The organism is Aeromonas diversa CDC 2478-85, from assembly GCF_000819805.1.
In the GTDB taxonomy this organism is placed as follows: Bacteria; Pseudomonadota; Gammaproteobacteria; order Enterobacterales; family Aeromonadaceae; genus Aeromonas; species Aeromonas diversa.
On the sequence record NZ_CDCE01000029.1, the window covers coordinates 150,726 to 177,265 of the forward strand.

Below are 26,540 nucleotides of genomic sequence, written 5' to 3' on the forward strand. Positions count from 1 at the left end.
TCCCCTGTCTGGCTTCCCCCTCCTTTGGCCCGGTGCTTCTGCCCGGGCCTTTTTCATGGTTGTACCGTTAACTTGTACAACTTGCATTCTCTTGTACAACAGTTATAAAGAGAATAGTTGTGCAAGGAGGTGGGTCATGTACAAGATTAAGGTCGGGATCAGCGCCTGCTTACTGGGTGCTCAGGTTCGTTATGATGGCGGCCACAAACGCTCTCCCTTCTGTGAGCGCGAGCTGGCTCAACATTTTGAGTTTCATCCCGTGTGCCCCGAGATGGCGATTGGCCTGGGGGCGCCTCGTCCCACCATACGCCTGGTGCGCCGCGATGGTGATATCCGGGCCGAGGCCAGCAACGGCGCCTTCGATGTGACCGAGCGCCTGATCGCCTTCAGCGAGCAGAAGGTGCGCGAGCTCGACTTTCTCAGCGGGTACATCCTCTGCGCCAAGTCCCCCAGCTGTGGCATGGAGCGGGTGAAGGTCTACGGTGGGGAAGGGGCTGCCAAGGAAGGGGTGGGGCTATTTGCCCGAGCCCTGATGGAGGCTCACCCCCTGTTGCCGGTCGAGGAGGAGGGGCGGCTCAACGATCCTATTCTGCGCGAGAACTTCGTGCTGCGGGTGTTTGCCTACCATGACTGGCAGCAGCTCGCGCATCAGGGGTTGAGTGCGGCACGCCTCATCGCCTTTCACTCCCGTTACAAGTATCTGGTGCTCTCCCATGCCCCCGAGATCTATCGCCGTCTCGGCAGCCTGCTCGGACGTGTCGGCGAGCGCCCGCTCGATGAGGTGGCCGATACCTATATCGCCGGCCTGATGGAGGCCTTGACCCGGCGTGCCAATCGCAAAGGGCACTCCAATGTGCTGCAGCATCTGCAGGGCTACTTCAAGCGTCACCTGAGCTCACCCCAGCGCCAGGAGCTGGCCGAGGTGATCCACAAGTATCGGGTTGGCCTGTTGCCGCTGCTGGTGCCGCTGACCCTGATCCGCCACTACCTGCGTGAATTTCCGAACCCCTATCTGGCGTCGCAGGTTTATCTGCAACCCCATCCCGAGTCGTTAAAGTTGAGGTACAGCCTGTGACCGAATCTCCCCTCTATCCTATCCGTGACGTGGCTCGCCTGACCGGGGTCAACCCGGTCACCCTGAGGGCTTGGCAGCGCCGCTATGGGCTGGTGGTGCCGCGCCGTACCGAGAAGGGACACCGCCTCTACAGCGAGCAGGACATCGCCCTGATCCGGCGCATTCTTGCCTGGCTCGAACTGGGGGTCAGCATAGGTCAGGTGAGCTCGTTGCTGGAGCAGGAGCCCCCAACTGCAGGGGCGCAGCCGGATCACTGGCAGGAGAAGCTGGAGTCCCTCGACTCGGCCCTGCTGGCCCTAAACCAGCGCCAACTGGAGTCACGTCTCGGCGAGCTGACCGCCAACTACCCGCTGCCCCTGCTGCGCCGCCAGGTTTTCAACCCCTGGCTGGAGCGCTTGGCCCGCCATCTGGAGCGCCCTGACGGCGCGGCTCTGCACGCCTATGCCCTCAATTTTCTCGAGACCTATTTCGGTCGCCGCCTGATCGCCCAGGATAAGGGGCAGCCCCTGACCCTGGCCGGGGTGGGGCGCCTGCCCCCCCTCGAGTTGGCGCTCTGTGCCATGGAGGCCCGTGAGGCGGGGTTCATGGTGACCCTGTTGCCGCAGTTGACGGCCCGTGAGGCTCGCCTGATCGCGCCACGTCTGGACGGCCCCCTGCTGGTGTTGGTGGGCGCCGGGGTGAGCGGCGAAGTGAGCGACACCTGGCCCGAGGGATGCGTGCAGCTTGGGGAGATGCTCTCCCTCTATCCCGACTACACTGGTGGTGCCTTCCCCGGGATCGGGGAGTGGTTAGCCGCGAGAGAGGAGGCCTGATATGCAGCTCGTCTGGTTTCGACAGGATCTACGGGTCGTCGATCACCGCGCCCTGACTCAGGCCCGTCAGCGCGCTCGCGAGCGCGGCGAGGCCGTTGCGGGCCTCTTTATCATCAGCCGTGAGCAGTGGCGCCACCATCATATGGCCGCCGTGCGCGAGCGCTTCTTGCTCGAGCGGGTCAACCAGCTCGGCGCAGAGCTGGCGCGCCTCGGGATCCCGCTGCACCTCATCGAGGTACCCTGGTTCAGGGAGATCCCCAGCGCATTGGCAAGCTGGGTGCGAGAGAGGGGGGTGAGCGAGCTGCACGCCCATAGCGCCATCGAGATTGATGAGCGGCGCCGGGATGAGGCCGTCGCGGCGGCCCTGCCCATCCCCAGTCACTTCGTGCCCGGTTGCTGCGTCTTCGCACCGGGGGAGATCCGCACCGGCAAGGGGGAGCCCTTCAAGGTGTTCACCCCCTTCAGTCGCGCCTGGCTTGGGCAACTGGCGTCGCGTGGATTCAGCCTGCTGCCGACTCCCCGGCCTATCGCTGCCCCGCTGACGTGGCAAGCCTGGCCCCTGCCCGAGCGCAGTGAGCACGAGCAGAGGGTGCTGGCCGATTGGCCGGTGGCCGAAGGGGAAGCCGAGGCGCGCCTGCGTGAGTTTGTCGAGGCTGAGGTGACCGCCTACGCAGAGCGGCGCGACTTTCCCGCACGTCAAGGCACCTCGCGTCTGTCGACCTATCTGGCCGCAGGAGTCTTGAGCCCCAACCAGTGTCTCGCGGCAATCCAGTCTGGACTCGGCGTCCTTCCCATGGAGAAGGGCGCCCCCGGTTTTGCCTGGCTCAATGAGCTCATCTGGCGTGAGTTTTACCGGCATCTGCTCTATCTGGAGCCGCACCTCTCCATGAACCAGCCGTTCCAGCGGCACACCCGAGCTCTCGCCTGGAGCCATGACGAGAAGCACTTCACCGCCTGGTGTGAGGGACGCACCGGCTACCCCATCGTCGATGCCGCCATGCGCTGCTTGAAGCAGACCGGCTGGATGCACAACCGACTGCGGATGATAGTGGCGAGCTTTCTCACCAAGGATCTGCACATCTCCTGGCGCCGGGGGGAGGATTACTTCATGAGCCAGCTGATCGACGGGGATCTGGCCGCCAACAACGGTGGCTGGCAGTGGGCAGCCGGCACGGGGGCCGATGCGGCGCCCTATTTCCGGGTGTTTAACCCCACCACTCAGGGGGAGCGCTTCGATCCCGAGGGGACCTTTATTCGTCGCTGGATACCCGAGCTGGCGGCTCTGCCCGCCGCTCGCCTGCATCAGCCGGGCCCCCTGGGTAATTATCCGGCTCCCATCGTCGATCACGGCGCGGCCCGGTTGCGCGCCATCGCCATGTTTAAAGAGCTGGGGTGAGTCATGGGTTCAGCTGCGCCTTACCCCTTCCGGCTAGCTATCGGTAGTGTCTCACGGGACTATTTCCTCTTCTGGGTGGCATAGACTTGCCTACAGGGGAATGAGCAAGCCGATGAGGCTGGCGTCCCCCCAAATGACACCATCACCCTGCCAATCAGGGCAACTCGATGTAGAGGCGAAGCCATGGGCCATAGCGAGACTCTGCTCTTTACCAAATGGACTCGGGAGGCGGACCCTCCCGGCGTTGGCGTCATTGCGGCGGATCGCTTTCTGGTGGTCGCTTGTCGCCGCAATGCGACCGGCGTGGTGGAGCGCGTTACCTTGCAAAATGTGAACGATCTCTCCGAGATGGAGGTCGAGAGCTATGAGTTGCAGGGCTCGGGGCGCTGGCATCGCGGCTGGGATTAGGTCTTTTTCTGGGGAATGTCGCCCTGTTGATAGTCAGCGGCTATCAAGCCCCTAGGCAGCAACGATTATCCCTCCACTTCCTGAGTGATTATGCTGACCCTGTTCTCAAGATTTGGAGGTGTTCCATGAAAAATGCGATCGGTCTCGATGCGGCTCAATCCCAGGCGCTGGCCGCCGAGCTCAACCAGCTCCTCTCCAGCTATCAAATTCTCTACATGAATGTGCGCGGTTTCCACTGGAATATCCGCGGCAACCACTTCTTCGAGCTGCACCTGAAGTTTGAGGAGATCTACAACGACCTGCTGCTCAAGGTCGATGAGCTGGCCGAGCGGATCCTCACCCTGGGTGCCGTGCCCGAGCACAGCTTCAGCCGTTATCTGACTCTCTCATCTATTGCCGAGGCGCAAGGGGTCCACGAGGGGCGCACCTGTATTGAGTCCCTGCTGGCGGGTTTTCGTGAGCTGCTGATGGCCCAACGCACCATATTGAACCGGGCTGCCGAGGCCGGCGACGAGGGAACCAGCTCCCTGCTATCCGATTACATCCAGCAGCAGGAGAAGCTGGTGTGGATGCTGCGAGCCTATCTCGACTAAGACGTTTTTTCCTTTCTTGCCATACCGTTATCCACCCTTTACCGCCCTCTGGGCGGTTTTTTTGTAGGGTGTTGAATTGATCGAGATCAAGGGACATTAAACTAACAATCAGAATGCCTATTAAGTCCGCGTAGGGAGGCATAGAATCGCCGCAAAACAAACAAATAGAATGTCAATTAGGAGTGGCATCATGTTTTGTGTGCAATGTGAACAGACCATCCGTACCCCGGCCGGCAACGGCTGCGCCTTCGCCCAGGGCATGTGTGGCAAGACTGCCGAGACTTCAGATCTGCAGGATGTGCTCATCTATACCCTGCAAGGGGTGAGCGCCTGGGCCGAGCTTGCCCGCGAGCACGGCATCGTGGATCGCGCCATCGACGCCTTCGTCCCCCAGGCCTTCTTCGCCACCCTGACCAACGTCAACTTCGACTCCGATCGCATCATTGGCTATGTGCGTCAGGCCCTCGCCTTCCGTCAGCAACTGGCCGAGCGCATCGGCGCCTTCGCGGTGGATCTCGCCGCCTTGCCTGCCGCGGCCACCTTCGAGCCGGGGGAAGAGAAATTGAGCCAGCTCGCCGTGGCTCCCCAGGCCGCCGTCAATCGCGGCAAGGATCAGGTTAGTGAGGATGTGATGGGATTGCGCCTGCTCTGCCTCTATGGTCTCAAGGGCGCCGCCGCCTACATGGAGCATGCCCGTGTGCTGGGGGAGCAGGACGACGCCATCGGTGCCGAGTTCCACCGCATCATGGCCTGGCTGGCCACAGACCCGGCCGAGGTCGCCCCCTTGCTCCAGTGCGCCATGGACATCGGCTTGCTCAACTTCCGTGTCATGGAGATGCTCGATCGCGGTGAGACCAGTGCCTTCGGCCATCCGGAGCCGACCCGGGTGCGTGTCACCCCGGTGCCGGGCAAGTGTATCCTGGTATCCGGTCACGACATGGTGGATCTCAAGCTCATCCTGGAGCAGACCGCGGGCACCGGCATCCTGGTCTACACCCACGGTGAGATGCTGCCGGCACTGGCCTACCCCTTCTTCAAGCAGTATCCGCACCTGGTGGGCAACTATGGCTCTGCCTGGCAGAACCAGCAAAAAGAGTTCGCCAACTTCCCGGGCGCCGTGGTGATGACCTCCAACTGCATCATCGACCCGAACGTGGGCAGCTACAGCGATCGCATCTTCACCCGCTCTATCGTCGGTTGGCCCGGTGTCACCCATCTCGAAGGGGAGGATTTCTCAGCCGTCATCGCCAAGGCGCAAACGCTGGATGGCTTCAAGCATGAAGAGCTGGAGCACTTCATCACCATCGGCTTTGCCCGCAACGCCCTGATGCAGGCGGCGCCGGCCGTCATCGACAGGGTCAAGAGCGGCGATATCAAGCACTTCTTCCTGGTGGGTGGCTGTGACGGCGATCGCGCCGAGCGCGCCTACTACACCGAGTTTGCCAAGGCGGTGCCTCAGGACAGCCTGCTGCTTACCCTGGGCTGTGGCAAGTACAAGTTCAACAAGCTGGAGTTTGGTGACATCCAGGGCATTCCACGCCTGCTCGACGTGGGTCAGTGTAACGATGCCTACTCCGCCATCCAGCTCGCCCTGGCTCTGGCCGATGCCTTCGAGTGCGGGGTCAACGACCTGCCCCTGACCCTGGTGCTCTCCTGGTTCGAGCAGAAAGCCATCGTCATCCTGCTTACCCTGCTGGCACTCGGTGTGAAAAATATTCGCACCGGCCCGACCGCGCCCCCCTTCCTCACGCCTCACCTCATTCAGGTGTTGGAGGAGCAGTTTGGCCTCAAGGGGACCACCACGGCCGAGGCCGATCTGGCCGAGATCCTGGCGGCCTGATCGCCTTTCATATCTGCGTTTGGCGAGCCGTCCGGCTCGCCGTGTTCACCTCGCACCGAGGAGCCTGACCATGACCCCACTTATCCTCACCTGCATTGGCCGCCGCGCCGAGACCCACGACGTGGTGACTTGGCAACTTGCCCCCCTGGAGGGGTGCCTGCCGCCCGTGCTCGCCGGCCAGTGTGTGACCCTGCATACCGAGATTGACGGTGTCTCCCACAGCCGCGCCTACACCCTGTCGTCGGCCCCCCATGATCCCTTCTGGACTGTCACCATCAAGGCAGTGGGCAAGGTTTCCCACCACCTGCACCAGAGCCTGCAGGTGGGTGATACCATTCGGGTCGACGGCCCCTTCGGGGAGTTCAACCTGAGTGCGTTGCCCTGCGATCGTCCCCTGCTGCTCAGCGCCGGCTCTGGGATCACCCCCATGTGGGCCATGCTGCGTGACGAGCTGGCCAAACGGCCGGATGCCGATATCCGCTTCATTCACAGCGCCCGCTCGTCCGAAGATGTCATCTTCGGCCATGAACTGGCCTCCCTGGCCGAGGCTCATCCCGGCGTGCGCCACGCCCTGGTGCTGGAAGAGGCGCCGGTCGATCACCCCTGGGTGGGGCGCCTCACGCCGGATATGCTCAGAGAGCTGGCGCCCGACCTGCTTGGCCGCCACGTCTACCTGTGTGGTCCAGCCCCCTACATGGAGGCGGTCGGCGCCATGCTGATCGAGCTGGGACTGCCTGCCGGGCAGCTGCATCAGGAGTCTTTCGGCCTGCCGGCCACAGAACCGACTTCGGCCCCGAGCGAGCACTTCTGGCTGACCCTGAAGAAGAGCGGCAAGCGGGTGAAGATTTTGCCGGGGCAAACCCTGCTCGCGGCGCTGGAAGAGGCCGGGGAGCACATGCTGGCAGCCTGCCGCGCCGGTGTCTGTGGCGCCTGCCGCTGTACCACTGTGGGTGCGATAGAGCGCCAGAGCCTGATGACGCTGAGTGCGCACGAGTTGGAGAGTGGTGTGGCCCTGGCCTGCTCCTGTACCGTCCGAGGGGATGTCAGCGTCGACTATTGAGGTGCCACTCGTATCTTTATCTTTTACCCGCTGAGTCAGCGGATTAGACTCAGCCTAGGTTTATCGGGTACGGGATAACAAGATGACCATTTTGGTAACGGGGGGCGCCGGCTATATCGGCTCCCACACGCTAGTGGAGCTGCTCGGCGCTGGGCAGCAGGTGGTGGTGCTGGACAACCTCTCCAACTCTTCGCTCGAATCCCTCAAGCGGGTTGAGCAGATCACCGGCAAGGGCGTCACCTTCGTCGAGGGGGATGTGCTGGACAGGGCCTGTCTGCGGCGCCTGTTTGCCGAATATGACATCGCGTCGGTGATTCACTTCGCCGGCCTCAAGGCGGTGGGGGAGTCGACCCGGATCCCGCTGACCTACTACCAGAACAACGTGACCGGCACCCTGGTGCTGTGTGAAGAGATGGCCAGCGCCGGGGTGTGTCGTCTGGTGTTCAGCTCGTCGGCGACCGTCTACGGGGACCCTGCCTCGGTGCCCATCCGCGAGCACTTCCCGACCGGTGCCACCAACCCCTATGGCCGCTCCAAGCTGATGGTGGAGGAGATGCTGCGCGATCTCAGCGCCTCCGATCCCCGCTGGTCCATCGTGCTGCTGCGTTACTTCAACCCGGTCGGCGCCCACGAGAGCGGTCTCATCGGTGAAGACCCGAGCGGCATCCCCAATAACCTGATCCCCTACATCAGCCAGGTCGGGGTCGGCAAGCTCAAGGAGCTGGGGGTGTTTGGCAACGACTACCCCACGGTCGATGGCACCGGGGTGCGCGACTACATCCACGTGGTGGATCTCGCCATCGGGCACCTCAAGGCGCTGGCTCGCATCGCCGGCGATACGGGCGTCTTCACCTACAACCTGGGGACGGGTCAGGGTTATTCGGTACTGGAGATGGTCAAGGCGTTTGAGGCGGCGAGCGGTCGCCCCATACCCTACCAGATCAAGCCTCGCCGGTCGGGGGATATCGCCGAGTGTTGGGCCGATCCGGCCCTGGCCCGTGACGAGCTGGGCTGGCAAGCCGAGCGAGGGCTCGAGCAGATGATGGCCGATACCTGGCGGTGGCAGAGCCGTAATCCCAACGGCTATCGTGACTAATGGAAGAGGCGCCCCATGGGGCGCCTCTTCCATCTCGACCTGTGAGGCGTGTCACAGTTCAAGATTCTGAAAAGCCTACCAAATTTGCGATCTTATGCGGTTGGTGTGAGAACAGGGGCTCATCACTCTGGTTAAGGCTCGTCACCATGTCGGCTGCATCCGCGCCCCTGCATCTCTGGGCTCATCTCGGGGCCATCTCTCATCCTCACAAGGCGATGGACGGCCTGCCGCCGCGTCTTGCCCGAGCGCGTGCTCTGGGGATTGAAGGGGTGGTGGTGCCCGTCTTGTGGCGCCACGTCGCGCCAGACTCTCCTCGTCAGATGGAGTCTGCGGCAGCCTGGCAACCCTTGTTGCGGCTGTGCCAGACCATCATCGAGAGCGGACTTGCGGTGATCCCGGAGCTGCATCTGGCGGCAGGGATCGGGCATGACAGATTATTACCGGATTGGCTGTGGGGATGGGCGGGTGAGCGTCTGCCGGACGACGCCACGCCGGATCTGCTGAAATACTGCGACGCGGATGGGGTCGGCAGCGCCCTGAGCGTCAGCTGGTGGGGCGAGCCGCTGATCGCCCCCCTGATAAGCCAGTGGTTCTCCCTCTTTGCCGAGCAGCTCTCCCCCCTGGCCCATGCCATCCCCCATCTACAGCTGGGGCTGGGGCCGGCCGGGGAGTGGCGTTATCCGCAGCGCGAAGGATGGCCTCTGTTCGGTGCGGCAGGCCTGGCGGCCCTGCGGCGGGATATGCTTCATCGCCACGGCTCACTGTCCGATTGGCTGTCCGCCTGGCGAGTCCTGTCTTTGCAGGGGGATGCCCTGAGAGCACACCTCCTGGCGCCAGGTGAGAGTGCCAAGGCCGAGGTGACGCACTGGCTCGAGAGTGGGTTGGCGCAGCAGGGGGCCGGCTGGCTGTCGCACGCCAATAGCCTGTTACGGGGGCCATGGCAGCACACCACCCTCGGGGTACGCCTGGCCACGGCGCGGCCTCCAGTTGCAAGGCTGGAGGCGATAGGCACCTGGCTCGATCCGGCCTTGCCTGGCTCCATCCCCAGAGAGCGGCTGCGAGTCTGGCTGGCGGGAGGTGCGACGAGCCAAGCCCTGAGCGACTGGAAAACGGCATGCGAGGCGCGGGGCATAAGGACTCTGGTCGAGAATCAGGCGCCCCTGCCGGCGGACGATCACCCCTGTTGGGAGCGTTATCGAGACGCCGCCTTGCGTGGAGGCAGGTGTGAGGGGTGGGTGTGGCGCGATCTGGACCGGCTCGAGGACGTGGCCGAGCGGGTGCGGCATCTGGCCAGGCTGCGCCACACCAAGGGGCAGGGTGAGCACCAGCGCCGCAAGGAGTTTCGCGTCATGGGCCCGCTGCATCTCAAGGTGGGCAATCAGCGCCATCTGCTCAGCGAGCTGGAGTGGCAGCGTTTCGAGGAGGAGGTGGCCGTGCTGCGCAGACTCGGCGTCACCGCCATCTCGACCGATATCTGGTGGGGGCTGGTGGAAGGGCGCCAGCCAGGACTCTTCGACTGGAGTTACTACGATCGCCTGGTTGAGCTGCTCGAGCGTCAGCAGATGCGCTGGGTACCCATCCTCTCGTTTCATCAGGCCGGCGGCAACGTCAACGACGACTTTACCCAGACCATACCGCTCTGGCTCTGGGGGGCGTTGCTCGCACGCAACCCTGAACTGGGGTCGGTGCGTGAGCTGCAATATGTGAGTGAGACGGGGGATGCCTCCATGGAGTATCTCTCCCTCTGGGCCGATGAGTGGGTGCTGCCCTACTATCGGGCCTTCATGGAGGCGTTTCGTGAACACTACCAAAACCGCGCCGCCTTGATGGCCGAGATCAACGTCAGCCTGGGGCCGGCGGGTGAACTGCGCTATCCGAGCTACAACGCGCACGATTGGGGAAACTATCCGAATCGGGGCACCCTGCAGTGTTATAGCGAGTTGGCGAGGGCCGACTGGTGCCGCCATCTGGCGCGGCGTTATCAGGATATCAGAGTGCTGAACTATACCTTTGGCACTCGCCATGAGGTGTTTGAGCAGATCCCGCTGCCGCAGGCCGAGACCCTGTTCGAAAACCGGGCTTATCAGTACACCGCCTGGGGGCGCGAATATCTGGGGTGGTATCAGGATGCCCTGGTAGGCCACGGCCGGCGGATCATCGCCTGCGCCCTCTCGGTCTTCGCCGGCCAATCCTGGTCAGGTGTGCCCGTTGGCATCAAGATCCCTGGCATTCACTGGGAGATCGGCGATCCGCAGCAGCCAAGGGTGGCCGAGATCACCGCAGGCCTGCTGCGTCCGCATCCGACCATGGGGCCTCACAATCAGCGAGAATATGTGCAGCTCCTCGACGCCCTGGTGCCGGCCGAGCAGCGTGGCCGGGTGGTGGTGCATTTTACCTGTCTCGAGATGCAGAACCGCCCCTACGAGGGCTACTCCCAGGCCGCCGATCTGGTGGGCTGGTTTGCGGCGGCTGCCCATGAGCTGGGGATACGTCTGATGGGGGAAAACGCCCTGGCCGGCGAACTCTTTAGCGAGAGTGGCTGGGGTCAGATGGAGAAGGCGCTGGCAGACACGCCGGGGTTTGGCGGATTGACGCTGCTGCGCATGCAGCACTTCTTCGATGAGGACCGCACCCCTCTCGAACAGTTACAACGCCTCATCACCCGCTTTCAATGAACACACCCCGCCGAGGCGGGGTGTGGATTATTGGCGGTAGAAGCGGTTGAGCTCGTTCATCACCTGCACCAGCATGCCCATGTCCGGGTTGGCGTGGTTCAGGGGGGTGTAATCACGTCGGCGCAGCAACTCGAAGTCACCCCGCTTGTCGAAGTGGGTGATCACATCGCCCTGATAGATGGCGAACTCCTGGCCATCACCGCTCAGTGTCCAGGGCCTTTCCCCTGGCGTGAAGAGTGAGTGACCGCTGGCATAGTCCCGGGGGGCGTTACGGACCCCCAGCATCCCCTGCATCAGGGTGGGCGCCAAATCCAGGTGGCTGGTATCCCGGTTAACCACGCTCGGCTGCATGCCGGGCCAGGCGATCACCAGGGGAACTTGCACCTGATAGGGGGAGAAGTTGTTGCCATAACCCCAGTTGTTGCGCCCGGAATCGTTAAACTCGAGCCCGTGGTCGGCGGTGATGACCACGACCGTATTGTCGAGCATCCCCCGCTGCTGGAGCCCGGCGGTGATCTGCTCGAGCAGCTGGTCTACGTAGAAGACCGCGTTCTTGTAGCTGTTCTCGAGCTTCTGGCGATGCTCCTTGCGGTAGGCGGTGGCCGGATTGAACTGTTTCAGGGTCGGTTGGAACGGGCCCTGGAAGCCGGCCGGTGTCGCATAACTGCCCACCGAGTTGAGGTAGAGCAGGGAGAACCAGGGGCGCTCGCCACTGCGCTCACCCAGCCACTGGCTCCACTGGGCGATCAGGGCGCCGTCGTCGGACTGGTCGGAGACAAAGACTTGCTTGCGCAGTCCGGAGAGCAGGGTATTGCGATAGAGAGGATCGCCCTTGAGGGGGCCAAACAGGCCGAACTGATAATCCTGCCGCTGCAACTCGTCAAACAGGAGCGGTGAACGCTTCTCGCGCCCCATGTCGGCCATGTAGTGACCCGGCAGCCCGTAGAACAGAGTGAACAGGCCGCTGAGGGCACCGTTACCACCGGAGAGGTGGGAGCGGTAGAGCTGGTGCTGATCGGCAAAGCGCTGCAGATTTGGCATGTTGATGTTGTTGAGCATGTCAAAGCGCAGTGAGTCGACCACCACCACCTGCAGGTTATAGCGCTGCTCGGGGAGCTCGACGCTCAGAGTTCGCAGCGGATAGCGCAGCCGTTCGCCGCCCTCGCTCTCCTGCTGGCTCTTGGCGGCTTTCTCATACTCGGCCAGATCCAGCCAGCCATGCTTGGCCAGGAAGGTGCGGGCCGTCATGGGGTAGGAGAGGGGGAAGTTGGCCTTCTGAGCCGTGATGGGCTGATAGAGGGTGGCATCAGCCCAGCTGTTGACCAGGTGGGTCAGCACGAAGCAGGACAGCAGCAGCACGCCCACCTGATTGCCATACTGGCGGCGTTTGCGCTTGTTGATCTTGCGCCAGGTGTAGGCCGAGAGCAGCAGTTCGACGAGCAACAGGCTGGGCACGGCGATGAACAGCATGCTCCAGCTGGTGCCCTCCTCGGTCTGGGCCTGCTCCAGTAGCAGCGGCCACATCTGACCGTTGAGGTGAAACTTGAAGAGCTGGAAGATCTGGGTGTCGAGCAGCAGTAACAGCAGTGCGAGCGTGCTGACCAGCACGGCACTGAAGCGCAGCACCTTCTCTTTGGGCAGCACGAAGCTCAACGGGAAGATGGTGAGCAGATAGGTGATAAATCCCAGGAAGGAGAAGTGACCAATCCAGCTGACCACCAGATAGGCAACCCCAAGGGTGGTCGACGGCCAGGGAATCGCCCCCAGATAGCGGGTAGCAATCAACATGGCCAGCAGAATATTGAAGAAGCAGAACCAATGTCCCCAGGTGATCAGGCGAGAGACATTATCACGATAGGGGTTGCCGGTTTCGACCATACTCGTCCATCAGGTTCAGGTTGGAAACGGACCGGATACTCAGTGAGGCTGGTTGCCTTTGTCCACGGAGGCGGTCAGGGCCTGCACGAACTTCTCGGCGATGGCCTGGCGCTGTGCCTGGGGCAGTTCGTTGATGATGTTGGTGGCGAGATTGCCCAGCACCATGAGGCTGAGATCCACCGGCGCCTTGCTCTGTTCCAGCACGGCGATGAGCTCGTTCATCAGGGCGTCAAACTGCTCGTTTTTGTACTTTGATACGATGGGCATAATCTTGGATTCATCTCGGTTCAAAGCGCCTTATAATACCCCACCCTCTTGGCTAACACTATGGCTTTGTGACATGAGTCTCGATATCGACAAGATCATTCTTCACTCCCTGCGACTGGACGCCGAAGGCCGTCCCCAGGCGGATTCCCATTCCCAATTGCTGGCGGTGGACGATGCCGTACAGGGTCTGATGGCAGAGCTGCACCGCATCTACAACGGCAAGGGGGGCAAGGGCTTTGGTTACTTCGCCGAGCCGTCCGACGGGGAGGAGAGCCCGGATCTCCGTTTTCGCGATGGGCTGACTGCCCTGCGTCAGGGGTCGCTCGATTTTGTGCCCTTCTCCGAGCAGCTGACCAACCAGCTGGTTGAGACCCTGGTCCGGCACGGTCTCGATGAGCACGGCGTGCTGCTGGTGGCGCGCTATCAGTATGTGGGGGTCGACTATCTGCTGCTGGCCCTGCTCGACAGCAAGGAGAGCGTGACCGTGAGCGATACCCTGGAGCTGCGCCACATCCAGTATCTCGATATCGGCAAGATGAATCTGGTCGCCCGGGTCGATCTCACCGAGTGGCAGACCCAGAGCGATTCGCGCCGTTATGTCACCTTCAGCAAGGGGCGGGTGGGCCGTAAACTCGGCGATCTCTTCATCGAGTTGTTTGGTATCCGCGAGGGGATGGATCCCAAGATGCAGAACAAGGGGCTGCTGCAGGCCGTCGAGCAGTATTGCGAGACCAGGCAGCTGCCCGCCGAGGAGAGCCGCGAATACAAGAAGCAGGTATTCAAGTATTGCAGCGAGCAGGCCAGTGCCGGTGAAGAGATAGAGCTGCGCGAGCTGTCGGCCGAGTTGCCCGCCAAAGATGATCTCGACTTCTATAGCTTCGTCGGGGACGAGTACCAGCTCGAGGAGCGTTTCCCGGTCGATCGCAGCACCCTGCGCGGCCTGACCAAGTTTGTCGGCTCAGGCGGCGGCCTGACCATGAGCTTCGATCAGAAGCTGCTCGGCAGCCGCGTCTTCTACGATCCCGATACCGACACCCTGACCGTCAAAGGGGTTCCCCCCAATCTCAAGGACCAGCTGCTGCGCCATAGTTGATGACGTGATCATTATCACAAATATATTAAAAGCCCCCGTCTGGGGGCTTTTTCATCGTGGCGGCGGCAGGAGTTGGAAATTCATCAGCGGCTTTTAGTAACAAAATACGCTCCGCGCACATCTGAAAGGGTTTTCATTTATTTGAAAGCCCTTTCATTGCTGTGGCTAAATTTCACTATGGTAATTATTTTTCATGTTTCATTTTGTTACGTGAGATCCCTGTCACGATATCGGGCTGCTGTTGAAAATGCTTTCATAAGTTATTGGAAGAAAAGACGTAATTGCATTTCAAAAAATGCGAGTTGCGTCATGTGAGCCAAAATAGGCATCGGCTACTATGAGCCCCGCACACACAGTTATTTACAGCGTTGACACTCTTCGCTGTCCCACGACAAGGAAAGGCTCATGAAAAAGAAATTGCTCTCCTCCCTGATTGCTCTGGCCACCCTGGGTGTTGCCGGTACTGCTTCTGCCGCCATCGAAGAGGGTCAGCTGACCATCTGGATCAACGGCGACAAGGGCTATAACGGCCTGGCCGAGATCGGCAAGAAGTTCGAGGCCGAGACCGGTGTCAAGGTGACCGTGGCTCACCCGGATCAGGTAGAAGTGAAGTTCCAGCAAGCCGCCTCCACCGGCAACGGTCCGGACATCTTCTTCTGGGCTCACGACCGTTACGGTGAGTGGGTCAAGGCCGGTCTGCTGGTGCCTGTCACCCCGAGCGATGCCGAGAAGGCCAAGTTTGAACAATTCGCCTGGGATGCCATGACCGTGGATGGCAAGACTTACGGCTACCCGGTCGCCGTCGAAGCCGTGAGCCTGATTTACAACAAGGATCTGCTGCCCGAGCCGCCCAAGACCTTCGAAGAGATCGCCCAGATCGACGAGAAGATGAAGAAAGATGGCAAGCGCGCCATCATGTGGGCCTATGACACCCCCTACTTCAGCTACCCGCTGGTGGCCGCCAACGGTGGTTACGCCTTCAAGAAGACCGCCACCGGTTATGACGTGAAAGACACCGGCGTGGCCAATGCAGGCGCCAAGGCGGGCGTGAAGTACATCTCCGAGATGATCAAGAACGGTCACCTGGAGAAGGGCATCGACTACGGTGTGATGGACGCCAAGTTCAACAAGGGCGAAGTGGCCATGATGATCAACGGTCCTTGGGCCTGGAGCAACCTGGACAAGACCGGCATGAAGTATGGCGTGGCGCCGCTGCCGACCCTGAACGGCAAGCCGGCCAAGGCCTTCGTGGGCGTGCTGGGTGCCACCATCAACGCCGCCAGCCCGAACAAGGACCTGGCCATCGAGTTCCTCGAGAACTACCTGCTGACCGATGGCGGTCTGGCGCCGGTGAATGCCGACAAGCCCCTGGGCGCCGTGGCGCTGAAGTCCTTCCAGAAGACGCTGGAGAGCGATGCCCGCATCAAGGCCACCATGGCCAATGCCCAGGCAGGCGAGCCGATGCCGTCCGTTCCGGAGATGAGCCGCTTCTGGTCTTCCTTCGAGACCGCACTGAAGAACGTGACCTCCGGTCGTCAGGGTGTTGATGAGGCCCTGGATACTGCTGCCAAGCGTATCGTTCAGTAATTGCACCACCCAGCGGGAGGCCAAGCGCCTCCCGCACTCTCTACTCTCTTGGCGTTATAAAGGTTAATTGGCATGGAAGTAGTACCTTCTATCGAATCCTATGCCGGTCCGAAGAAAGACAAGTATGTCTGGCTGAAGTGGACCATGGCGGCGCTGGTCGCCGTCCTCAATGGTTATGCGGCAGTCATGATGTACGCCAGCGGTGAGTGGGTATTTGCCCTGCTCGACCTGGTGGTCGTCTCTGTCGGACTTTATGTCTTCATGAACAAGAAGACCTATGCCCACCGCTACATTTTCCCCGGTGTGGCTGGCATGGTTGTTTTTATCATCTTCCCTCTTGCCTACACGATCGGCATCGCCTTCACCAACTACTCGGGCGCTAACCTCCTCTCCATGGAGCAGGCTCGGGAGTATCACCTTAAAAAAACCTACAAGGTGCAGGGCGGTGAGTACGATTTCACCCTGGTTAGTGGTGAAAACAATCAGTTTCAGCTGCTGCTGAAACAGGGAGACCAAGCCTTTATCAGCCATCCGCTGAGCCTGATGGATAACAAGACGCTGGATCTGGCCACCAAACAGGGCGTCGCCGCCGGCGAAGCCAAAGAGGTGTCTCTGCAGCCGGTGACCGATGAGGTGACCGCAGCGGCAGCCCCGATCCGCGAGATTGTGGGCCATCGCAGCGATCTTAACCGTCTTAACCTGCGTCTGCCGGACGGCGTCATGCTGACCATGAGCAGCCTGCGCAAGTTCGCGGCTCAAAAGAGCCAATACAGCCGTTTGACCGACGGCGCCGTGCTCAAATCCGGCGTGGTCATCAAGGATGGCAACCTGCTGCGCGACAACCAGAGCGGTCAGCTGATGCTGCCCAACCAGGAGACAGGTTTCTACCAGTACATCGATGAACAGGGTCAGTTTGTCGGCAAGAGCGTCGCACCCGGTTTCGTGGTCGCCGTGGGCTGGAAGAACTTTGCCCGTATCGTCACGGATCCGGGTATCCAGGGACCCTTCCTGCAGATCTTCATCTGGACCGTCATCTTCTCCGCCTGCTCGGTCGCCTTCACCCTGGCCATCGGTATGGTGCTGGCCTGTCTGGTGCAGTGGGAAGAGCTCAAGGGACGCGGCTTCTATCGGGTCATGCTGATCCTGCCCTATGCGATCCCGGCGTTCATCTCGATCCTGGTGTTCAAGGGCTTGTTCAACCAGAACTTCGGTGAGATCAACCTCTTCCTCGAGGCGGCCTTCGGCATCAAGCCGGACTGGTACACCAGTCCCATGCTGGCCAAGACCATGATCCTCATCGTCAACACCTGGCTGGGTTACCCCTACATGATGATCCTCTGCATGGGTCTGCTCAAGGCCATCCCGGAAGACCTCTACGAGGCCTCCGCCATGGACGGAGCCGGTCCGGTGCAGAACTTCTTCAAGATCACGGTACCCCTGTTGATGAAGCCGTTGACCCCCCTGCTGATTGCGTCGTTCGCCTTCAACTTCAACAACTTCGTGCTGATCCAGCTGCTCACCAACGGGGCGCCGGACATCATAGGTGCCACCACCCCGGCCGGGACCACGGATCTATTGGTGAGCTACACCTACCGGATCGCGTTCCAGGGGTCGGGCGGTCAGGACTACGGTCTGGCCAGCGCCATCGCTACCGCCATCTTCCTGATTGTCGGTGCACTGGCCCTGCTCAACCTGAAGCTGACCAAAGCGGACAAGATCTAAGGAGAGACCCATGGCAATCGTACAACCCAAATCGGTGAAGTATCGGGTCTGGGCCACCCATCTGGTGATGTGGTGTTTCGTGGCGCTGATCATCTTCCCGCTGATCATGGTCATCGCCATTTCCTTTAGAAACGGCAACTTCTCGGTGGGGGAGATCATCCCCACCAATCCGACCCTGGATCACTGGCGGCTGGCGCTGGGCATCCCGGTCACCAACCCGGACGGCAGCATCACTCCGCCGCCGTTCCCGGTGCTGACCTGGCTGTGGAACTCCATCAAGATAGCGGGCCTCACCGCCCTGTTTATCGTGGTGCTTTCTACCACCTGCGCCTACGCCTTCGCCCGTCTGCGTTTTCGTGGCAAGGCCACCATCCTCAAGGGGATGCTGGTGTTCCAGATGTTCCCGGCCGTGCTGGCGCTGGTGGCCATCTACGCCCTGTTTAACAAGATTGGTGAATACATCCCCTGGCTCGGGCTCAACACCCATGGCGGCCTGATCCTGGCCTACATGGGGGGGATTGCCCTGCACGTGTGGACCATCAAGGGCTACTTCGAGACCATCGACTCCTCCCTGGAAGAGGCGGCGGCCATCGACGGCGCCACGCCGTGGCAGGCGTTCCGCCTGATCCTGCTGCCCCTGTCGGTGCCGATCCTGGCGGTGGTCTTCATCCTCGCCTTCATCGGGTCGATCACCGAGGTGCCGATGGCGTCCATCCTGCTGTCGGATGTGAACAGCCTGACCCTGGCGGTCGGTGCCCAGCAATACCTCTACCCGCAGAACTACCTGTGGGGTGACTTCGCCGCGGCGGCCGTACTCTCCGGCTTCCCCATCACAGTCGTCTTCCTGCTGGCCCAGCGCTGGCTGGTGGGTGGTCTGACGGCCGGCGGCGTCAAGGGCTGATGCATTCACAGGCGGCGGGGGCGCCCCGCCGCCAGGTTAAAACGATTTTTGAGCGGAGCCTGTCATGGCAGAAGTTGTACTTAAAAGCGTTCGCAAGAACTACGATCCGGCGGTCCACAAGGACACCTTGCGTAACATCAACCTGGACATCAAGGAAGGGGAGTTTATCGTCTTCGTCGGCCCGTCCGGCTGCGGTAAGTCCACCCTGCTGCGGATGATCGCGGGTCTGGAGGACATCACCAGCGGTGAGCTCTCCATCGGCGGTCGTTACATGAACGACGTCCCGCCGGTTGAGCGTAACGTGGGCATGGTGTTCCAGTCCTACGCCCTCTATCCGCACATGAACATCTACGAGAACATGGCCTTCGGCCTCAAGCTCAAGAAGATGGACAAGGAGACCATCCACAAGCGGGTGATGCGCGCCGCCGAGATCCTCGGTCTCGAGCCGCTGCTCGAGCGCAAGCCCAAGGCCCTCTCCGGCGGTCAGCGCCAGCGGGTGGCCATCGGCCGCTCCATCGTGCAGCAGCCCCAGGTGTTCCTGTTTGACGAACCGCTCTCCAACCTCGACGCCGCCCTGCGGGTCAAGATGCGTATCGAGATCGCCAAGCTGCACAAGGAACTCAACTCCACCATCATCTATGTGACCCACGATCAGGTGGAAGCCATGACCCTGGCCAACCGCATCGTGGTGCTGAGCCCGCTCAAGGGTGAGGCCGAGAGCAACCTGGAGCAGTTCGGTACCCCGCTCGAGCTCTACCACAACCCGGACAACAAGTTCGTGGCCGGCTTTATCGGCTCCCCCAAGATGAACTTCCTCAAGGGGACCCTGAGCGAGATCGGTGAGCAGGAGTGTGTGGTGACCCTGACCACGGGCGACAAGGTGCGCGCCCGGGTCGATGCCCGCCGTGGCCAGGTAGGTGATGAGGTGGAGCTGGGGATTCGTCCCGAGCACCTGGTGCCGACTGACCACGACCACGCCGACAACCTGGTGACCGGCACAGTGCAGGTGGCCGAGCATCTGGGGGCCGAGTCCTTCGTCTACATGGAGGTCGATGGTCACGACTTCACCGTCAAGGCCAATGCGGATCTGGTGGTCGAGGCGCGTCAGCAGTTCAGCGTCGGGATCCCGGCCGAGGCCTGCTATCTGTTCGATGCCAAGGAGCGGGCCTTCCCCCGCACCGCACGCTACAACCGCACCTAAGGTGCAAGCTCCCGGCCAGGATGGCCGGGAGATCGGATTTCCAATGCAGTGTTATCACTTTTGCCGGCCCTCTGGGCCGGCTTTTTATTGCAGCTCTGCCGTGATGTCCGGCACGAAGGTCTGGCTGGTGATGGGGGGGCGCTCGTAGCCCTGCTTGTTGATAGGCGGTAGCTTCACCTGCTCGTAGTGAATCGCCTGGTAGGGGATCTTGGAGAGCAGATGGGTGATGCAGTTGAGCCGGGCCCGCCGCTTGTCGTCGGCATCCACCACGAACCAGGGGCTGTCCTGGGTGTCGGTGTAGGTGAACATATCGTCCTTGGCGCGCGAGTATTCGGCCCAGCGGGAGCGGGACTGCAGATCCATGGGGCTGAATTTCCAGCGCTTGATGGGGGTGTTGATGCGCTCCTTGAAGCGCTTCTCCTGCTCCTCGTCGCTGACCGAGAACCAGTACTTGATGAGGATGATGCCGGAGCGGATCAGCATGCGCTCAAACTCGGGGCAGGCGCGCAGAAACTCCCGGTATTCCTCGTCGCTGCAAAAGCCCATCACCCGTTCGACCCCGGCCCGGTTGTACCAGGAGCGGTCGAACAGCACCATCTCGCCGGCGGCCGGCAGATGGGCCGCGTAACGCTGAAAATACCACTGGGAGCGCTCCCTGTCCGAGGGGGCGGGCAGGGCGGTCACCCGACAGACCCGGGGATTGAGCGGCTCGGTGATCGCCTTGATGACGCCCCCCTTGCCGGCGGCGTCGCGCCCCTCGAACAGCACCACCACCTTGAGGTGTTCCTGTTTGACCCACTCCTGCAGCTTGACCAGCTCCTCCTGCAGATGCGCCAGGTGGTGCTCGTAGAGCTTCTTGTCGAGTCGTTTGATCTTCTCTTTGGCCATCCTTTGCTCTCCTTGTCGGTCTCTGATGAGCATGCACTAGTCGGAGCAGGGGTGGCTAGTCTGTCTGTGTTAAACTGCCGCTTCTGTTATGAGAATGGATCTATCGATGAAACAGCGGATCGAGCTCGGCGGGCGCAGCCTCGCCTATCTGGATGAGGGTCAGGGCCCCGTCATCCTGTTTGGCCACAGCTACCTGTGGGACAGTGCCATGTGGGCGCCCCAGGTGGAGGCCCTCAAGGGGCAGTATCGCTGCATCGTACCCGAGCTGTGGGGACACGGGGACTCCGATGCCCTGGAGGCCGGTCGCCTCACCCTGGCGGAGCTCGCCCGGGATCATCTGGCCCTGCTCGATGCGCTTGGCATCGACGAATTCATCCTGGTGGGGCTGTCGATCGGCGGCATGTGGGGTCTGGAGCTGGCCAATATGGCGCCAGCGCGCATCAAAGGCCTGGTGCTGATGGATACCTTCGTCGGCCTCGAGCCCCAGATCACCTGTGAGCGCTACCTCGGCATGCTGGGGGCGATCGAGCAGGTGGGCACCATTCCGGCACCCATCATCGAGCAGGTGGCGCCGCTGTTTTTTGCCAACCAGGCCGAGCCGGCCCTGATGGTCGATTTCAAGGCTCGGCTGGCCAGCTGGCCCGCCACCAAGGTCGCGGCCATGGTGGCGGTGGGGCGCAGCTTCGTCACCCGCGCCGATCGCATGGAGTGGCTCGAGAGCCTCACCTGCCCGACCCTGGTGATGACCGGCTGCGAGGACAAGGCGCGTCCGGTGCTGGAGGGCTATTTGATGGCTGAGGCGTGCGGTTGCCGCTTTATCGAGATCCCGGGAGCCGGCCACATATCCACCCTGGAGAACCCCGCCTTCGTCAACGCCGCGCTGGGGGAGTTTCTGGCCGGCCTGTGAGATGCTGGCGCTGCCGGATAACAAGAAAAGGAGCCATGGGCTCCTTTTCTCTTTGGTGCGGGTGTGGTCTGGGCGTTACCAGATATAGCCGAGACCCAGGCCTGCATAGAGCTCGCCCCTGTGCTGAACGATGGGGCTGTCCGCTATGCCGTCGTCGTAACGCTCGTAGTTGACGCCAAAGCCGCCAATCCAGTGGGCATTGAAACGATAGCTGCCGATGAGGGAGACCATGGGAGAGAGCGTCGTCCCCGTGTTCCACGCCGCTCGCCCGGCCCTGGTCTCCTCCTGTGAGACACCGCCAAAGTAGTAGTTGGCGAGGTTGTGGCTGCGCAGCATCACCCCGGCCCCAGGCATCAGCAGCAGCGGGCCACGGATGATGGGGAAGTTGGCCCACAGCATCACCTCCTGGCCGTCGCTGGTGCCGGTCACGTCAGTGGCGGCGCGCATGCTCAGCAGGGCATAGGGAGTGATGAGATCAGCCCCAAGGCCCGCCTCAACCTCGCCTTTGCGCCTGTTCATGCCGTGCAGGAAGGGATCATCGTCCGGGTCCAGGTTGCCAAGGCGTACCCGGCCGAAGGCATAGGTCGACAAGCCCCCCTCCCGGCTGAGGTAGTAGCGGGCCCTGTCCCCCAGATACATGAGATCGTCACCAAAATAGAGGGCGCCCGGAATGGGTAGCAGGGCGTCGTCCTGGTGCTGGTAGCGTGCCTGACCGCCGATGAGAGCACCGCCCAGCACCAATCCTTTGGGGATGGGGCTGCTGGGGCTGTCGCTGGAGAAGGCGCTGAGGGCACCGAGATCGATATCGGCCCGGGCCGGGCCGATCAGGATAAGGGAGAGTAACAGGAGAAGACGCTTGCTGAGGGTCATGGGCCACTTCCTTGGGCTGGGCAATGCCCCAGTGTATCGGGGCATAGAGCAGGGGGGAAGGTTCACTCCTGGGGCTGCTCGTCGCGCTTGGGCCAGACGTTGAGCACGGCCTTCACCAGGGTGGCCAGCGGGATGGCGAAGAAGACGCCCCAAAATCCCCACAGGCCGCCGAAGAAGAGCACGGCGACTATGATGGCGACCGGGTGCAGGTTGACCGCCTCGGAGAAGAGCACAGGCACCAGCACGTTGCCGTCGAGCCCCTGGATCACCAGATAGAGGATCATCAACCAGGCGAACTCCGGCGTCAGCCCCCACTGGAACAGTGCCACCATGGCGACGGGCACCGTCACCACCACGGCGCCAATATAAGGGATGAGCACCGAGAAGCCGACGGCCACCGCCAGCAGAGCCGCGTAGCGCAGGCCGAGAAAAGCAAACGGCAGATAGGTGGCGACGCCGACGATGAGGATCTCCATCACCTTGCCGCGGATGTAGTTGACGATCTGGTCGTTCATCTCGAGCCACACCTGACGAACCAGGGCCCGGTTGCGCGGCAGGAAGCGCTGCAAGCCGCTGAGCAGAGTCTGCTTGTCTTTGAGCATGAAGAAGACCAGCAGGGGCACCAGGATGAGGTAGATGAGCAGGGTGACTATGCTCACCAGCGAGCTTAAGGAGGCCGCGACCAGGCTCTCGCCGAGGGCGAGGATGCGTTGGCGTATGGTGTCGATGACGCTCTCGACCAGCGAGATGTCGATAAGCTCAGGGTACTTCTCCGGCAGGTTGCGAACAAAGTCCTGGCTGTGGCCGAGCATGGTGGGCGCCTCTTTGGCCAGATTGATCCCCTGCACGACCAGGGTCGGCACCAGGCCCAGCAAGAGCATGATCATGCAGGCGAGAAAGAGGGTCACCACCAGCGCCGTCGCGAGGGTACGCGACAATCCCAGTCGTTGCAGCCTGGCCACCGGCCACTCCAGCAGGTAGGCCAGCACCAGTGCCACCAGGAAGGGGCCGAGCAGGTTGCCAAACCACCAGAGGACGGCAAAGCCGCTGAGCAGCAGCAGGAAGAGGGCGACCGCATCCGGATCGGAGAAGCGGGACTTGTACCAGCGCCTGATGACATCAAACATTCAGAGCAATTCCTTGTGACAGACCTGCACTCTCAAGTGCAGATGTTCGGCAGACTCTTCGCAAGTCTCCCAGTGGTGTCCCATTCGGGTGAGGTAGCGGGGGATATCCCGGCGTGAGCCCGGATCGCAGAGCAGCAGCTCGCGCTCATCCCCCGTGGCTGCCTCGCGCAGCCAGAGCTTGACCCGGATCAGGGGCTCGGGGCAGCGCAGGGCTCTCAGATCCACTCTCTCCATCGTCTCTCCCTCCTGCGGCCCCGTATTATTGCCCTGTGACGACGGTTAAACAACGCTTGTGGGGGCCAGATGGCAAGGTTATCCTGCGCAGGCCCATCCGAAGGAGAGAGATCGTGGCCAGAAAGTCCCCCGCCGCAGCCTGTATTCCCCTGCTGGTCGCCGCCCTCTGCGGTGCGACTCAGCCGGTATTTGCCAATAATCAACTGCCCGACATCGGGACCGCCGGTGTGGTGGCATTGCCCATCGAGCAGGAGGTGCGTTACGGGGATGCCTTCATGCGCTTTGCCCGCGCCGGTCTGCCCATCATCGACGATCCCGTGCTGAGCGAATACCTCGACAGCATAGGGCAGCGCCTGCTCGCCAACGCAGAGGGGGTGCGCTTTCCCTTTACCTTCTTCCTCATCAACGACAGCAGCATCAACGCCGCCGCCTTCCTCGGCGGGCGGGTCAAGGTGCACACCGGGCTGTTTCTCTACGCCGATAACGAGAGCGAGCTCGCCTCTGTGTTGGCTCACGAAATCACCCACGTGACCCAGCGTCACATCGCCCGCTATCTCGAGGCCCAGGCCAGCAACACACCCATGACCCTGGCCGGTCTGGTCGGCTCGATTGCGCTCGCGGTGATCAACCCCACCGCCGGTATCGCGGCCCTCTCGACGACCATGGGGCTCTCCATGCAGTCGGCCATCAACTATACCCGCGACAACGAGTTCGAGGCCGATCGCATCGGCATGAAGACCCTGTATGACGCCGGTTTCGAGCCCATGGGGATGGCCAACTTCTTCCAGAAGCTGGCGGCGGAATACCGCTACACGAGCAAGCCGCCCGAGATGCTGCTCACCCACCCCCTGCCCGAGACCCGGATCTCCGAGGCGCGGGCGAGAGCCGCCAGCTACCAGGCCAGGCGGGTCGACCCCAGCCTCGATTTCCTGATGGCCAAGGCCCGCATCCAGGTGCGCTATGGCAACGAGAGTGCCGCCGGCATGCTGAGCTACTTCGATGCCCGTCTGGCCAAGGGAGACTATGGCCTCAAGGACGCGGCCCTGTACGGCAAGGCGTTGGCCCTGGTGCAACTCAAGCGCTATGACGAGGCCGACACCATCATGAAGGAGCTGGCGAGCCGCCATCCGGAAGATCTCTTCGTCATCGATACCCTGACCGACATCGATCTGGCCAAGGGGCGCAACAAAGACGCGATCGCTCGCCTCGAAGCGGCCAAGCGTCGCATGCCCGACAACGAGGTGGTCATCATCAACCTGGCCAATGCCCTGCTCGAGAGTGGCCAGACCAAGCAGACCATAGCCCTGCTCGATCCCTATGTGCGCAGCCACGGGGATAACAGTCTGGCCTGGAGCATGTTGGCCGATGCCTATCGCAAGGCGGGACGGGTGACCGATCTTCACCTCTCCCGGGCCGAGCAGCTGGCGCTGCGTGGTGACTACCAGGCCGCCATCGACGAGATGATCGTCGGCCGCGGCACCACCAGTGACAAGCTCACTCTGGCCCGGATCGAGGCGCGGATCACCCAGCTCGAGCAGGCCCAGAAGGAGCTTGAGGCGCTCAAGCGCTAACCCGACGTGAATAGAGAGGCGGCCCCGTGAAGGGGCCGCATCGTTACTGTTTGGAGCTGTAGATGACCCAGGGCTCCGGGCGGGGGAGCGGGGTGAGCATGCTTGCCACCAGCTCATCGACCTTCTGGGGAGAGAGTTCACCCGTGATGGTCTCTTTGAGGCGTCCACTCGCATCGAGCAGGTAGCTGGTGGGCAGTGCCTGGGGCCTGGCATAGGGGAGTCTGGCGTCGGGCAGTTGCCGAATCAGAGGCAGCTGAGGGGGAAGGGGCGCGCCCTGACGGACGAGCTCCTCCCGGGTTGTCGCATCATAGCTGACCAGCAACACCTGCAAGCCGTGCCGGGTGACCATCTCCTGCAGAAGGGGCAACTCCTTCTGGCAGGGGGCACACCAGGGAGCGTAGTAGTTGATCAAGAGGGGGCGGCCATAGAACTCGCTGAGGGCGACAGGTTCACTCGACTGCTTCTCAAACTGGGTGATCTTGCCACAGCCACCGAGCAGCAGGCTGGCCACAACTGCCCAACAAATTCGTTTCATTCAGTTATGTTTCTCCACGTGTTTCCCCTACAATGGCGGCCGTTAATTAGCTGCCACGGGAGGCCTCATGAGCCGAGTCAGAATTTACCACAATCCGCGCTGTTCCAAGAGCCGAGAAACCCTGGCCCTGCTCTCCGAGCAGGGGATTGAGCCCGCCGTTACCCTCTATCTGGAGCAGGCTCCCGGCGAGGCGGAGATCCGCGAGCTGCTGACCCTGTTGGGGTTTGACGACCCGCGTCAGCTGATGCGTACCAAGGAGGAGCTCTACCGCGAGCTGGGGCTGGCCGAGCAGTCGGGGGATGCCCTGATCCGCGCCATGGCCGAGCATCCCAAGCTCATCGAACGCCCCATCGTCGTCTGTGACGGACGTGCCCGCATCGGTCGCCCGCCCGAGCAGGTGCTGGAGATCATCAAGTGACGAGTACTGTTGCCCGTTGGCTGGCCCTGAGTGGCTATCTCGGATTACTGGTGTGGGTCGTGCTGTGGCATGGTTGGCTCTCCCCTCATCCGGAGATCAGCAGCGCCCTGCTGCTGACTATCTGGGTCGTGCCCCTGCTGTTTCCCCTGCGCGGCATTCTGGCGGGTAAACCCTATACCCACGCCTGGGCCAACTTCGTACTGATGTTCTACTTTCTGCACTCGCTGACCCTGGTCACCGCGGACGAGGGGGAGCGCACCCTGGCACTGGTCGAGTTGCTGCTCACCAGCATCGCTTTCGTGGGTTGCACCTACTACGCCCGGCTACGCGGCCGGGAGTTGGGGCTCGGGATCAAGAAAGAGAAACAACAGGCGAAATAAGAGAAA

25 protein-coding genes are annotated in these 26,540 nt (G+C 62.0%); 18 read left to right on the forward strand and 7 right to left on the reverse strand.

All coding sequences use genetic code 11. The features are described 5' to 3' along the window. Window positions 1–136: 136 nt before the first annotated feature. The 9 genes from BN1121_RS10150 (at window position 137) to BN1121_RS19025 (ending at window position 10,955) form a co-directional block, all read left to right on the forward strand. Window positions 137–1,075, forward strand: coding sequence for a YbgA family protein (locus tag BN1121_RS10150; RefSeq protein WP_005355574.1), 939 nt, complete (start codon window positions 137–139; stop codon window positions 1,073–1,075). After that, window positions 1,072–1,887, forward strand: a complete 816-nt coding sequence (locus BN1121_RS20035) for a MerR family transcriptional regulator (protein WP_005355564.1) — start codon at window positions 1,072–1,074, stop codon at window positions 1,885–1,887. Before BN1121_RS10150 ends, BN1121_RS20035 begins: the two co-directional genes overlap by 4 nt. 1 nt (window position 1,888) lies before the next feature. Further along, the gene (gene phrB / locus BN1121_RS10160; protein WP_005355561.1) at window positions 1,889–3,283 is read left to right on the forward strand and encodes a deoxyribodipyrimidine photo-lyase; all 1,395 of its coding nucleotides are present in this window, start codon (window positions 1,889–1,891) and stop codon (window positions 3,281–3,283) included. A 183-nt stretch (window positions 3,284–3,466) separates the two neighbouring features. Next, window positions 3,467–3,691, forward strand: a complete 225-nt coding sequence (locus tag BN1121_RS10165; RefSeq protein ID WP_005355556.1) for a TIGR02450 family Trp-rich protein — start codon at window positions 3,467–3,469, stop codon at window positions 3,689–3,691. 125 nt (window positions 3,692–3,816) lie between these two features. Further along, complete coding sequence (locus BN1121_RS10170) at window positions 3,817–4,284, forward strand: Dps family protein (protein ID WP_005355554.1); 468 nt, start codon at window positions 3,817–3,819, stop codon at window positions 4,282–4,284. A gap of 190 nt (window positions 4,285–4,474) precedes the next feature. Further along, the gene (gene hcp / locus BN1121_RS10175; protein WP_005355552.1) at window positions 4,475–6,124 is read left to right on the forward strand and encodes a hydroxylamine reductase; all 1,650 of its coding nucleotides are present in this window, start codon (window positions 4,475–4,477) and stop codon (window positions 6,122–6,124) included. A 70-nt stretch (window positions 6,125–6,194) separates the two neighbouring features. Beyond that, on the forward strand, window positions 6,195–7,184 hold the full coding sequence (locus BN1121_RS10180; protein ID WP_005355551.1) for an FAD-binding oxidoreductase: 990 nt from the start codon (window positions 6,195–6,197) through the stop codon (window positions 7,182–7,184). Between the two features lie 82 nt (window positions 7,185–7,266). Then, window positions 7,267–8,280: a UDP-glucose 4-epimerase GalE gene (gene galE, locus BN1121_RS10185; protein WP_005355549.1), complete on the forward strand. Its 1,014-nt coding sequence runs from the start codon at window positions 7,267–7,269 to the stop codon at window positions 8,278–8,280. A 146-nt stretch (window positions 8,281–8,426) separates the two neighbouring features. Further along, window positions 8,427–10,955, forward strand: coding sequence for a family 14 glycosylhydrolase (locus BN1121_RS19025; protein WP_005355546.1), 2,529 nt, complete (start codon window positions 8,427–8,429; stop codon window positions 10,953–10,955). 27 nt (window positions 10,956–10,982) lie between these two features. On the opposite strand, the gene BN1121_RS10195 is transcribed toward BN1121_RS19025, so the two are convergent. Further along, entirely contained in the window at window positions 10,983–12,833 is a 1,851-nt protein-coding gene (locus tag BN1121_RS10195; RefSeq protein ID WP_005355543.1) for a DUF3413 domain-containing protein, read from the reverse strand. 39 nt (window positions 12,834–12,872) lie between these two features. Further along, window positions 12,873–13,100 (reverse strand): YejL family protein, encoded by a 228-nt coding sequence (locus BN1121_RS10200; RefSeq protein WP_005355541.1) that lies wholly within the window; start codon window positions 13,098–13,100, stop codon window positions 12,873–12,875. Window positions 13,101–13,173: 73 nt separating this feature from the next. Here BN1121_RS10200 and yejK point away from each other — a divergent pair, with 73 nt between their 5' ends. From yejK to BN1121_RS10225, 5 genes are all read left to right on the forward strand, one after another. Continuing rightward, complete coding sequence (gene yejK, locus BN1121_RS10205) at window positions 13,174–14,193, forward strand: nucleoid-associated protein YejK (RefSeq protein ID WP_005355540.1); 1,020 nt, start codon at window positions 13,174–13,176, stop codon at window positions 14,191–14,193. Between the two features lie 405 nt (window positions 14,194–14,598). Continuing rightward, window positions 14,599–15,780: a maltose/maltodextrin ABC transporter substrate-binding protein MalE gene (gene malE / locus BN1121_RS10210; protein WP_005355538.1), complete on the forward strand. Its 1,182-nt coding sequence runs from the start codon at window positions 14,599–14,601 to the stop codon at window positions 15,778–15,780. Window positions 15,781–15,852: 72 nt separating this feature from the next. Next, window positions 15,853–17,502: a maltose ABC transporter permease MalF gene (gene malF, locus BN1121_RS10215; RefSeq protein WP_005355536.1), complete on the forward strand. Its 1,650-nt coding sequence runs from the start codon at window positions 15,853–15,855 to the stop codon at window positions 17,500–17,502. Between the two features lie 10 nt (window positions 17,503–17,512). After that, complete coding sequence (gene malG / locus BN1121_RS10220; protein WP_005355524.1) at window positions 17,513–18,403, forward strand: maltose ABC transporter permease MalG; 891 nt, start codon at window positions 17,513–17,515, stop codon at window positions 18,401–18,403. Window positions 18,404–18,467: 64 nt separating this feature from the next. After that, the gene (locus BN1121_RS10225) at window positions 18,468–19,604 is read left to right on the forward strand and encodes an ABC transporter ATP-binding protein (protein ID WP_005355522.1); all 1,137 of its coding nucleotides are present in this window, start codon (window positions 18,468–18,470) and stop codon (window positions 19,602–19,604) included. 84 nt (window positions 19,605–19,688) lie between these two features. On the opposite strand, the gene ppk2 is transcribed toward BN1121_RS10225, so the two are convergent. Then, complete coding sequence (gene ppk2 / locus BN1121_RS10230) at window positions 19,689–20,492, reverse strand: polyphosphate kinase 2 (RefSeq protein ID WP_005355520.1); 804 nt, start codon at window positions 20,490–20,492, stop codon at window positions 19,689–19,691. Between the two features lie 106 nt (window positions 20,493–20,598). Between ppk2 and BN1121_RS10235 the strand changes: the two genes are divergently transcribed. Next, window positions 20,599–21,399, forward strand: coding sequence for an alpha/beta fold hydrolase (locus BN1121_RS10235; protein ID WP_005355518.1), 801 nt, complete (start codon window positions 20,599–20,601; stop codon window positions 21,397–21,399). Window positions 21,400–21,474: 75 nt separating this feature from the next. Here BN1121_RS10235 and BN1121_RS10240 read toward each other — a convergent pair whose 3' ends face one another. The 3 genes from BN1121_RS10240 to BN1121_RS10250 all read right to left on the reverse strand — a co-directional run bounded on the left by BN1121_RS10240 (window position 21,475) and on the right by BN1121_RS10250 (window position 23,630). Continuing rightward, window positions 21,475–22,269: a MipA/OmpV family protein gene (locus tag BN1121_RS10240; protein ID WP_005355516.1), complete on the reverse strand. Its 795-nt coding sequence runs from the start codon at window positions 22,267–22,269 to the stop codon at window positions 21,475–21,477. A 62-nt stretch (window positions 22,270–22,331) separates the two neighbouring features. Next, window positions 22,332–23,396 (reverse strand): AI-2E family transporter, encoded by a 1,065-nt coding sequence (locus tag BN1121_RS10245; protein WP_005355513.1) that lies wholly within the window; start codon window positions 23,394–23,396, stop codon window positions 22,332–22,334. Continuing rightward, complete coding sequence (locus BN1121_RS10250; RefSeq protein ID WP_005355511.1) at window positions 23,397–23,630, reverse strand: sulfurtransferase TusA family protein; 234 nt, start codon at window positions 23,628–23,630, stop codon at window positions 23,397–23,399. Window positions 23,631–23,743: 113 nt separating this feature from the next. Between BN1121_RS10250 and bepA the strand changes: the two genes are divergently transcribed. Then, a complete protein-coding gene (gene bepA, locus BN1121_RS10255; protein WP_005355504.1) occupies window positions 23,744–25,201 on the forward strand; it encodes a beta-barrel assembly-enhancing protease in 1,458 nt (485 codons plus the stop codon). Window positions 25,202–25,244: 43 nt separating this feature from the next. Here bepA and BN1121_RS10260 read toward each other — a convergent pair whose 3' ends face one another. Continuing rightward, window positions 25,245–25,736, reverse strand: coding sequence for a TlpA family protein disulfide reductase (locus BN1121_RS10260; protein ID WP_043597762.1), 492 nt, complete (start codon window positions 25,734–25,736; stop codon window positions 25,245–25,247). Window positions 25,737–25,803: 67 nt separating this feature from the next. Between BN1121_RS10260 and arsC the strand changes: the two genes are divergently transcribed. Continuing rightward, window positions 25,804–26,154, forward strand: a complete 351-nt coding sequence (arsC, locus tag BN1121_RS10265; protein ID WP_005355499.1) for an arsenate reductase (glutaredoxin) — start codon at window positions 25,804–25,806, stop codon at window positions 26,152–26,154. Then, complete coding sequence (locus BN1121_RS10270) at window positions 26,151–26,534, forward strand: DUF2069 domain-containing protein (RefSeq protein WP_005355497.1); 384 nt, start codon at window positions 26,151–26,153, stop codon at window positions 26,532–26,534. The genes arsC and BN1121_RS10270 overlap by 4 nt, the downstream gene beginning before the upstream one ends. Window positions 26,535–26,540 lie beyond the last annotated feature (6 nt).

Excerpts from the sequence above, each read along its gene's own strand:
- BN1121_RS10150 (WP_005355574.1), top strand. The coding sequence starts at position 137 with ATGTACAAGATTAAGGTCGGGATCAGCGCCTGCTTACTGGGTGCTCAG.
- phrB (WP_005355561.1), top strand. The coding sequence starts at position 1,889 with ATGCAGCTCGTCTGGTTTCGACAGGATCTACGGGTCGTCGATCACCGC.
- BN1121_RS10165 (WP_005355556.1), top strand. The coding sequence starts at position 3,467 with ATGGGCCATAGCGAGACTCTGCTCTTTACCAAATGGACTCGGGAGGCG.
- BN1121_RS10170 (WP_005355554.1), top strand. The coding sequence starts at position 3,817 with ATGAAAAATGCGATCGGTCTCGATGCGGCTCAATCCCAGGCGCTGGCC.
- hcp (WP_005355552.1), top strand. The coding sequence starts at position 4,475 with ATGTTTTGTGTGCAATGTGAACAGACCATCCGTACCCCGGCCGGCAAC.
- BN1121_RS10180 (WP_005355551.1), top strand. The coding sequence starts at position 6,195 with ATGACCCCACTTATCCTCACCTGCATTGGCCGCCGCGCCGAGACCCAC.
- galE (WP_005355549.1), top strand. The coding sequence starts at position 7,267 with ATGACCATTTTGGTAACGGGGGGCGCCGGCTATATCGGCTCCCACACG.
- BN1121_RS19025 (WP_005355546.1), top strand. The coding sequence starts at position 8,427 with ATGTCGGCTGCATCCGCGCCCCTGCATCTCTGGGCTCATCTCGGGGCC.
- BN1121_RS10195 (WP_005355543.1), bottom strand. The coding sequence starts at position 12,833 with ATGGTCGAAACCGGCAACCCCTATCGTGATAATGTCTCTCGCCTGATC.
- BN1121_RS10200 (WP_005355541.1), bottom strand. The coding sequence starts at position 13,100 with ATGCCCATCGTATCAAAGTACAAAAACGAGCAGTTTGACGCCCTGATG.
- yejK (WP_005355540.1), top strand. The coding sequence starts at position 13,174 with ATGAGTCTCGATATCGACAAGATCATTCTTCACTCCCTGCGACTGGAC.
- malE (WP_005355538.1), top strand. The coding sequence starts at position 14,599 with ATGAAAAAGAAATTGCTCTCCTCCCTGATTGCTCTGGCCACCCTGGGT.
- malF (WP_005355536.1), top strand. The coding sequence starts at position 15,853 with ATGGAAGTAGTACCTTCTATCGAATCCTATGCCGGTCCGAAGAAAGAC.
- malG (WP_005355524.1), top strand. The coding sequence starts at position 17,513 with ATGGCAATCGTACAACCCAAATCGGTGAAGTATCGGGTCTGGGCCACC.
- BN1121_RS10225 (WP_005355522.1), top strand. The coding sequence starts at position 18,468 with ATGGCAGAAGTTGTACTTAAAAGCGTTCGCAAGAACTACGATCCGGCG.
- ppk2 (WP_005355520.1), bottom strand. The coding sequence starts at position 20,492 with ATGGCCAAAGAGAAGATCAAACGACTCGACAAGAAGCTCTACGAGCAC.
- BN1121_RS10235 (WP_005355518.1), top strand. The coding sequence starts at position 20,599 with ATGAAACAGCGGATCGAGCTCGGCGGGCGCAGCCTCGCCTATCTGGAT.
- BN1121_RS10240 (WP_005355516.1), bottom strand. The coding sequence starts at position 22,269 with ATGACCCTCAGCAAGCGTCTTCTCCTGTTACTCTCCCTTATCCTGATC.
- BN1121_RS10245 (WP_005355513.1), bottom strand. The coding sequence starts at position 23,396 with ATGTTTGATGTCATCAGGCGCTGGTACAAGTCCCGCTTCTCCGATCCG.
- BN1121_RS10250 (WP_005355511.1), bottom strand. The coding sequence starts at position 23,630 with ATGGAGAGAGTGGATCTGAGAGCCCTGCGCTGCCCCGAGCCCCTGATC.
- BN1121_RS10260 (WP_043597762.1), bottom strand. The coding sequence starts at position 25,736 with ATGAAACGAATTTGTTGGGCAGTTGTGGCCAGCCTGCTGCTCGGTGGC.
- arsC (WP_005355499.1), top strand. The coding sequence starts at position 25,804 with ATGAGCCGAGTCAGAATTTACCACAATCCGCGCTGTTCCAAGAGCCGA.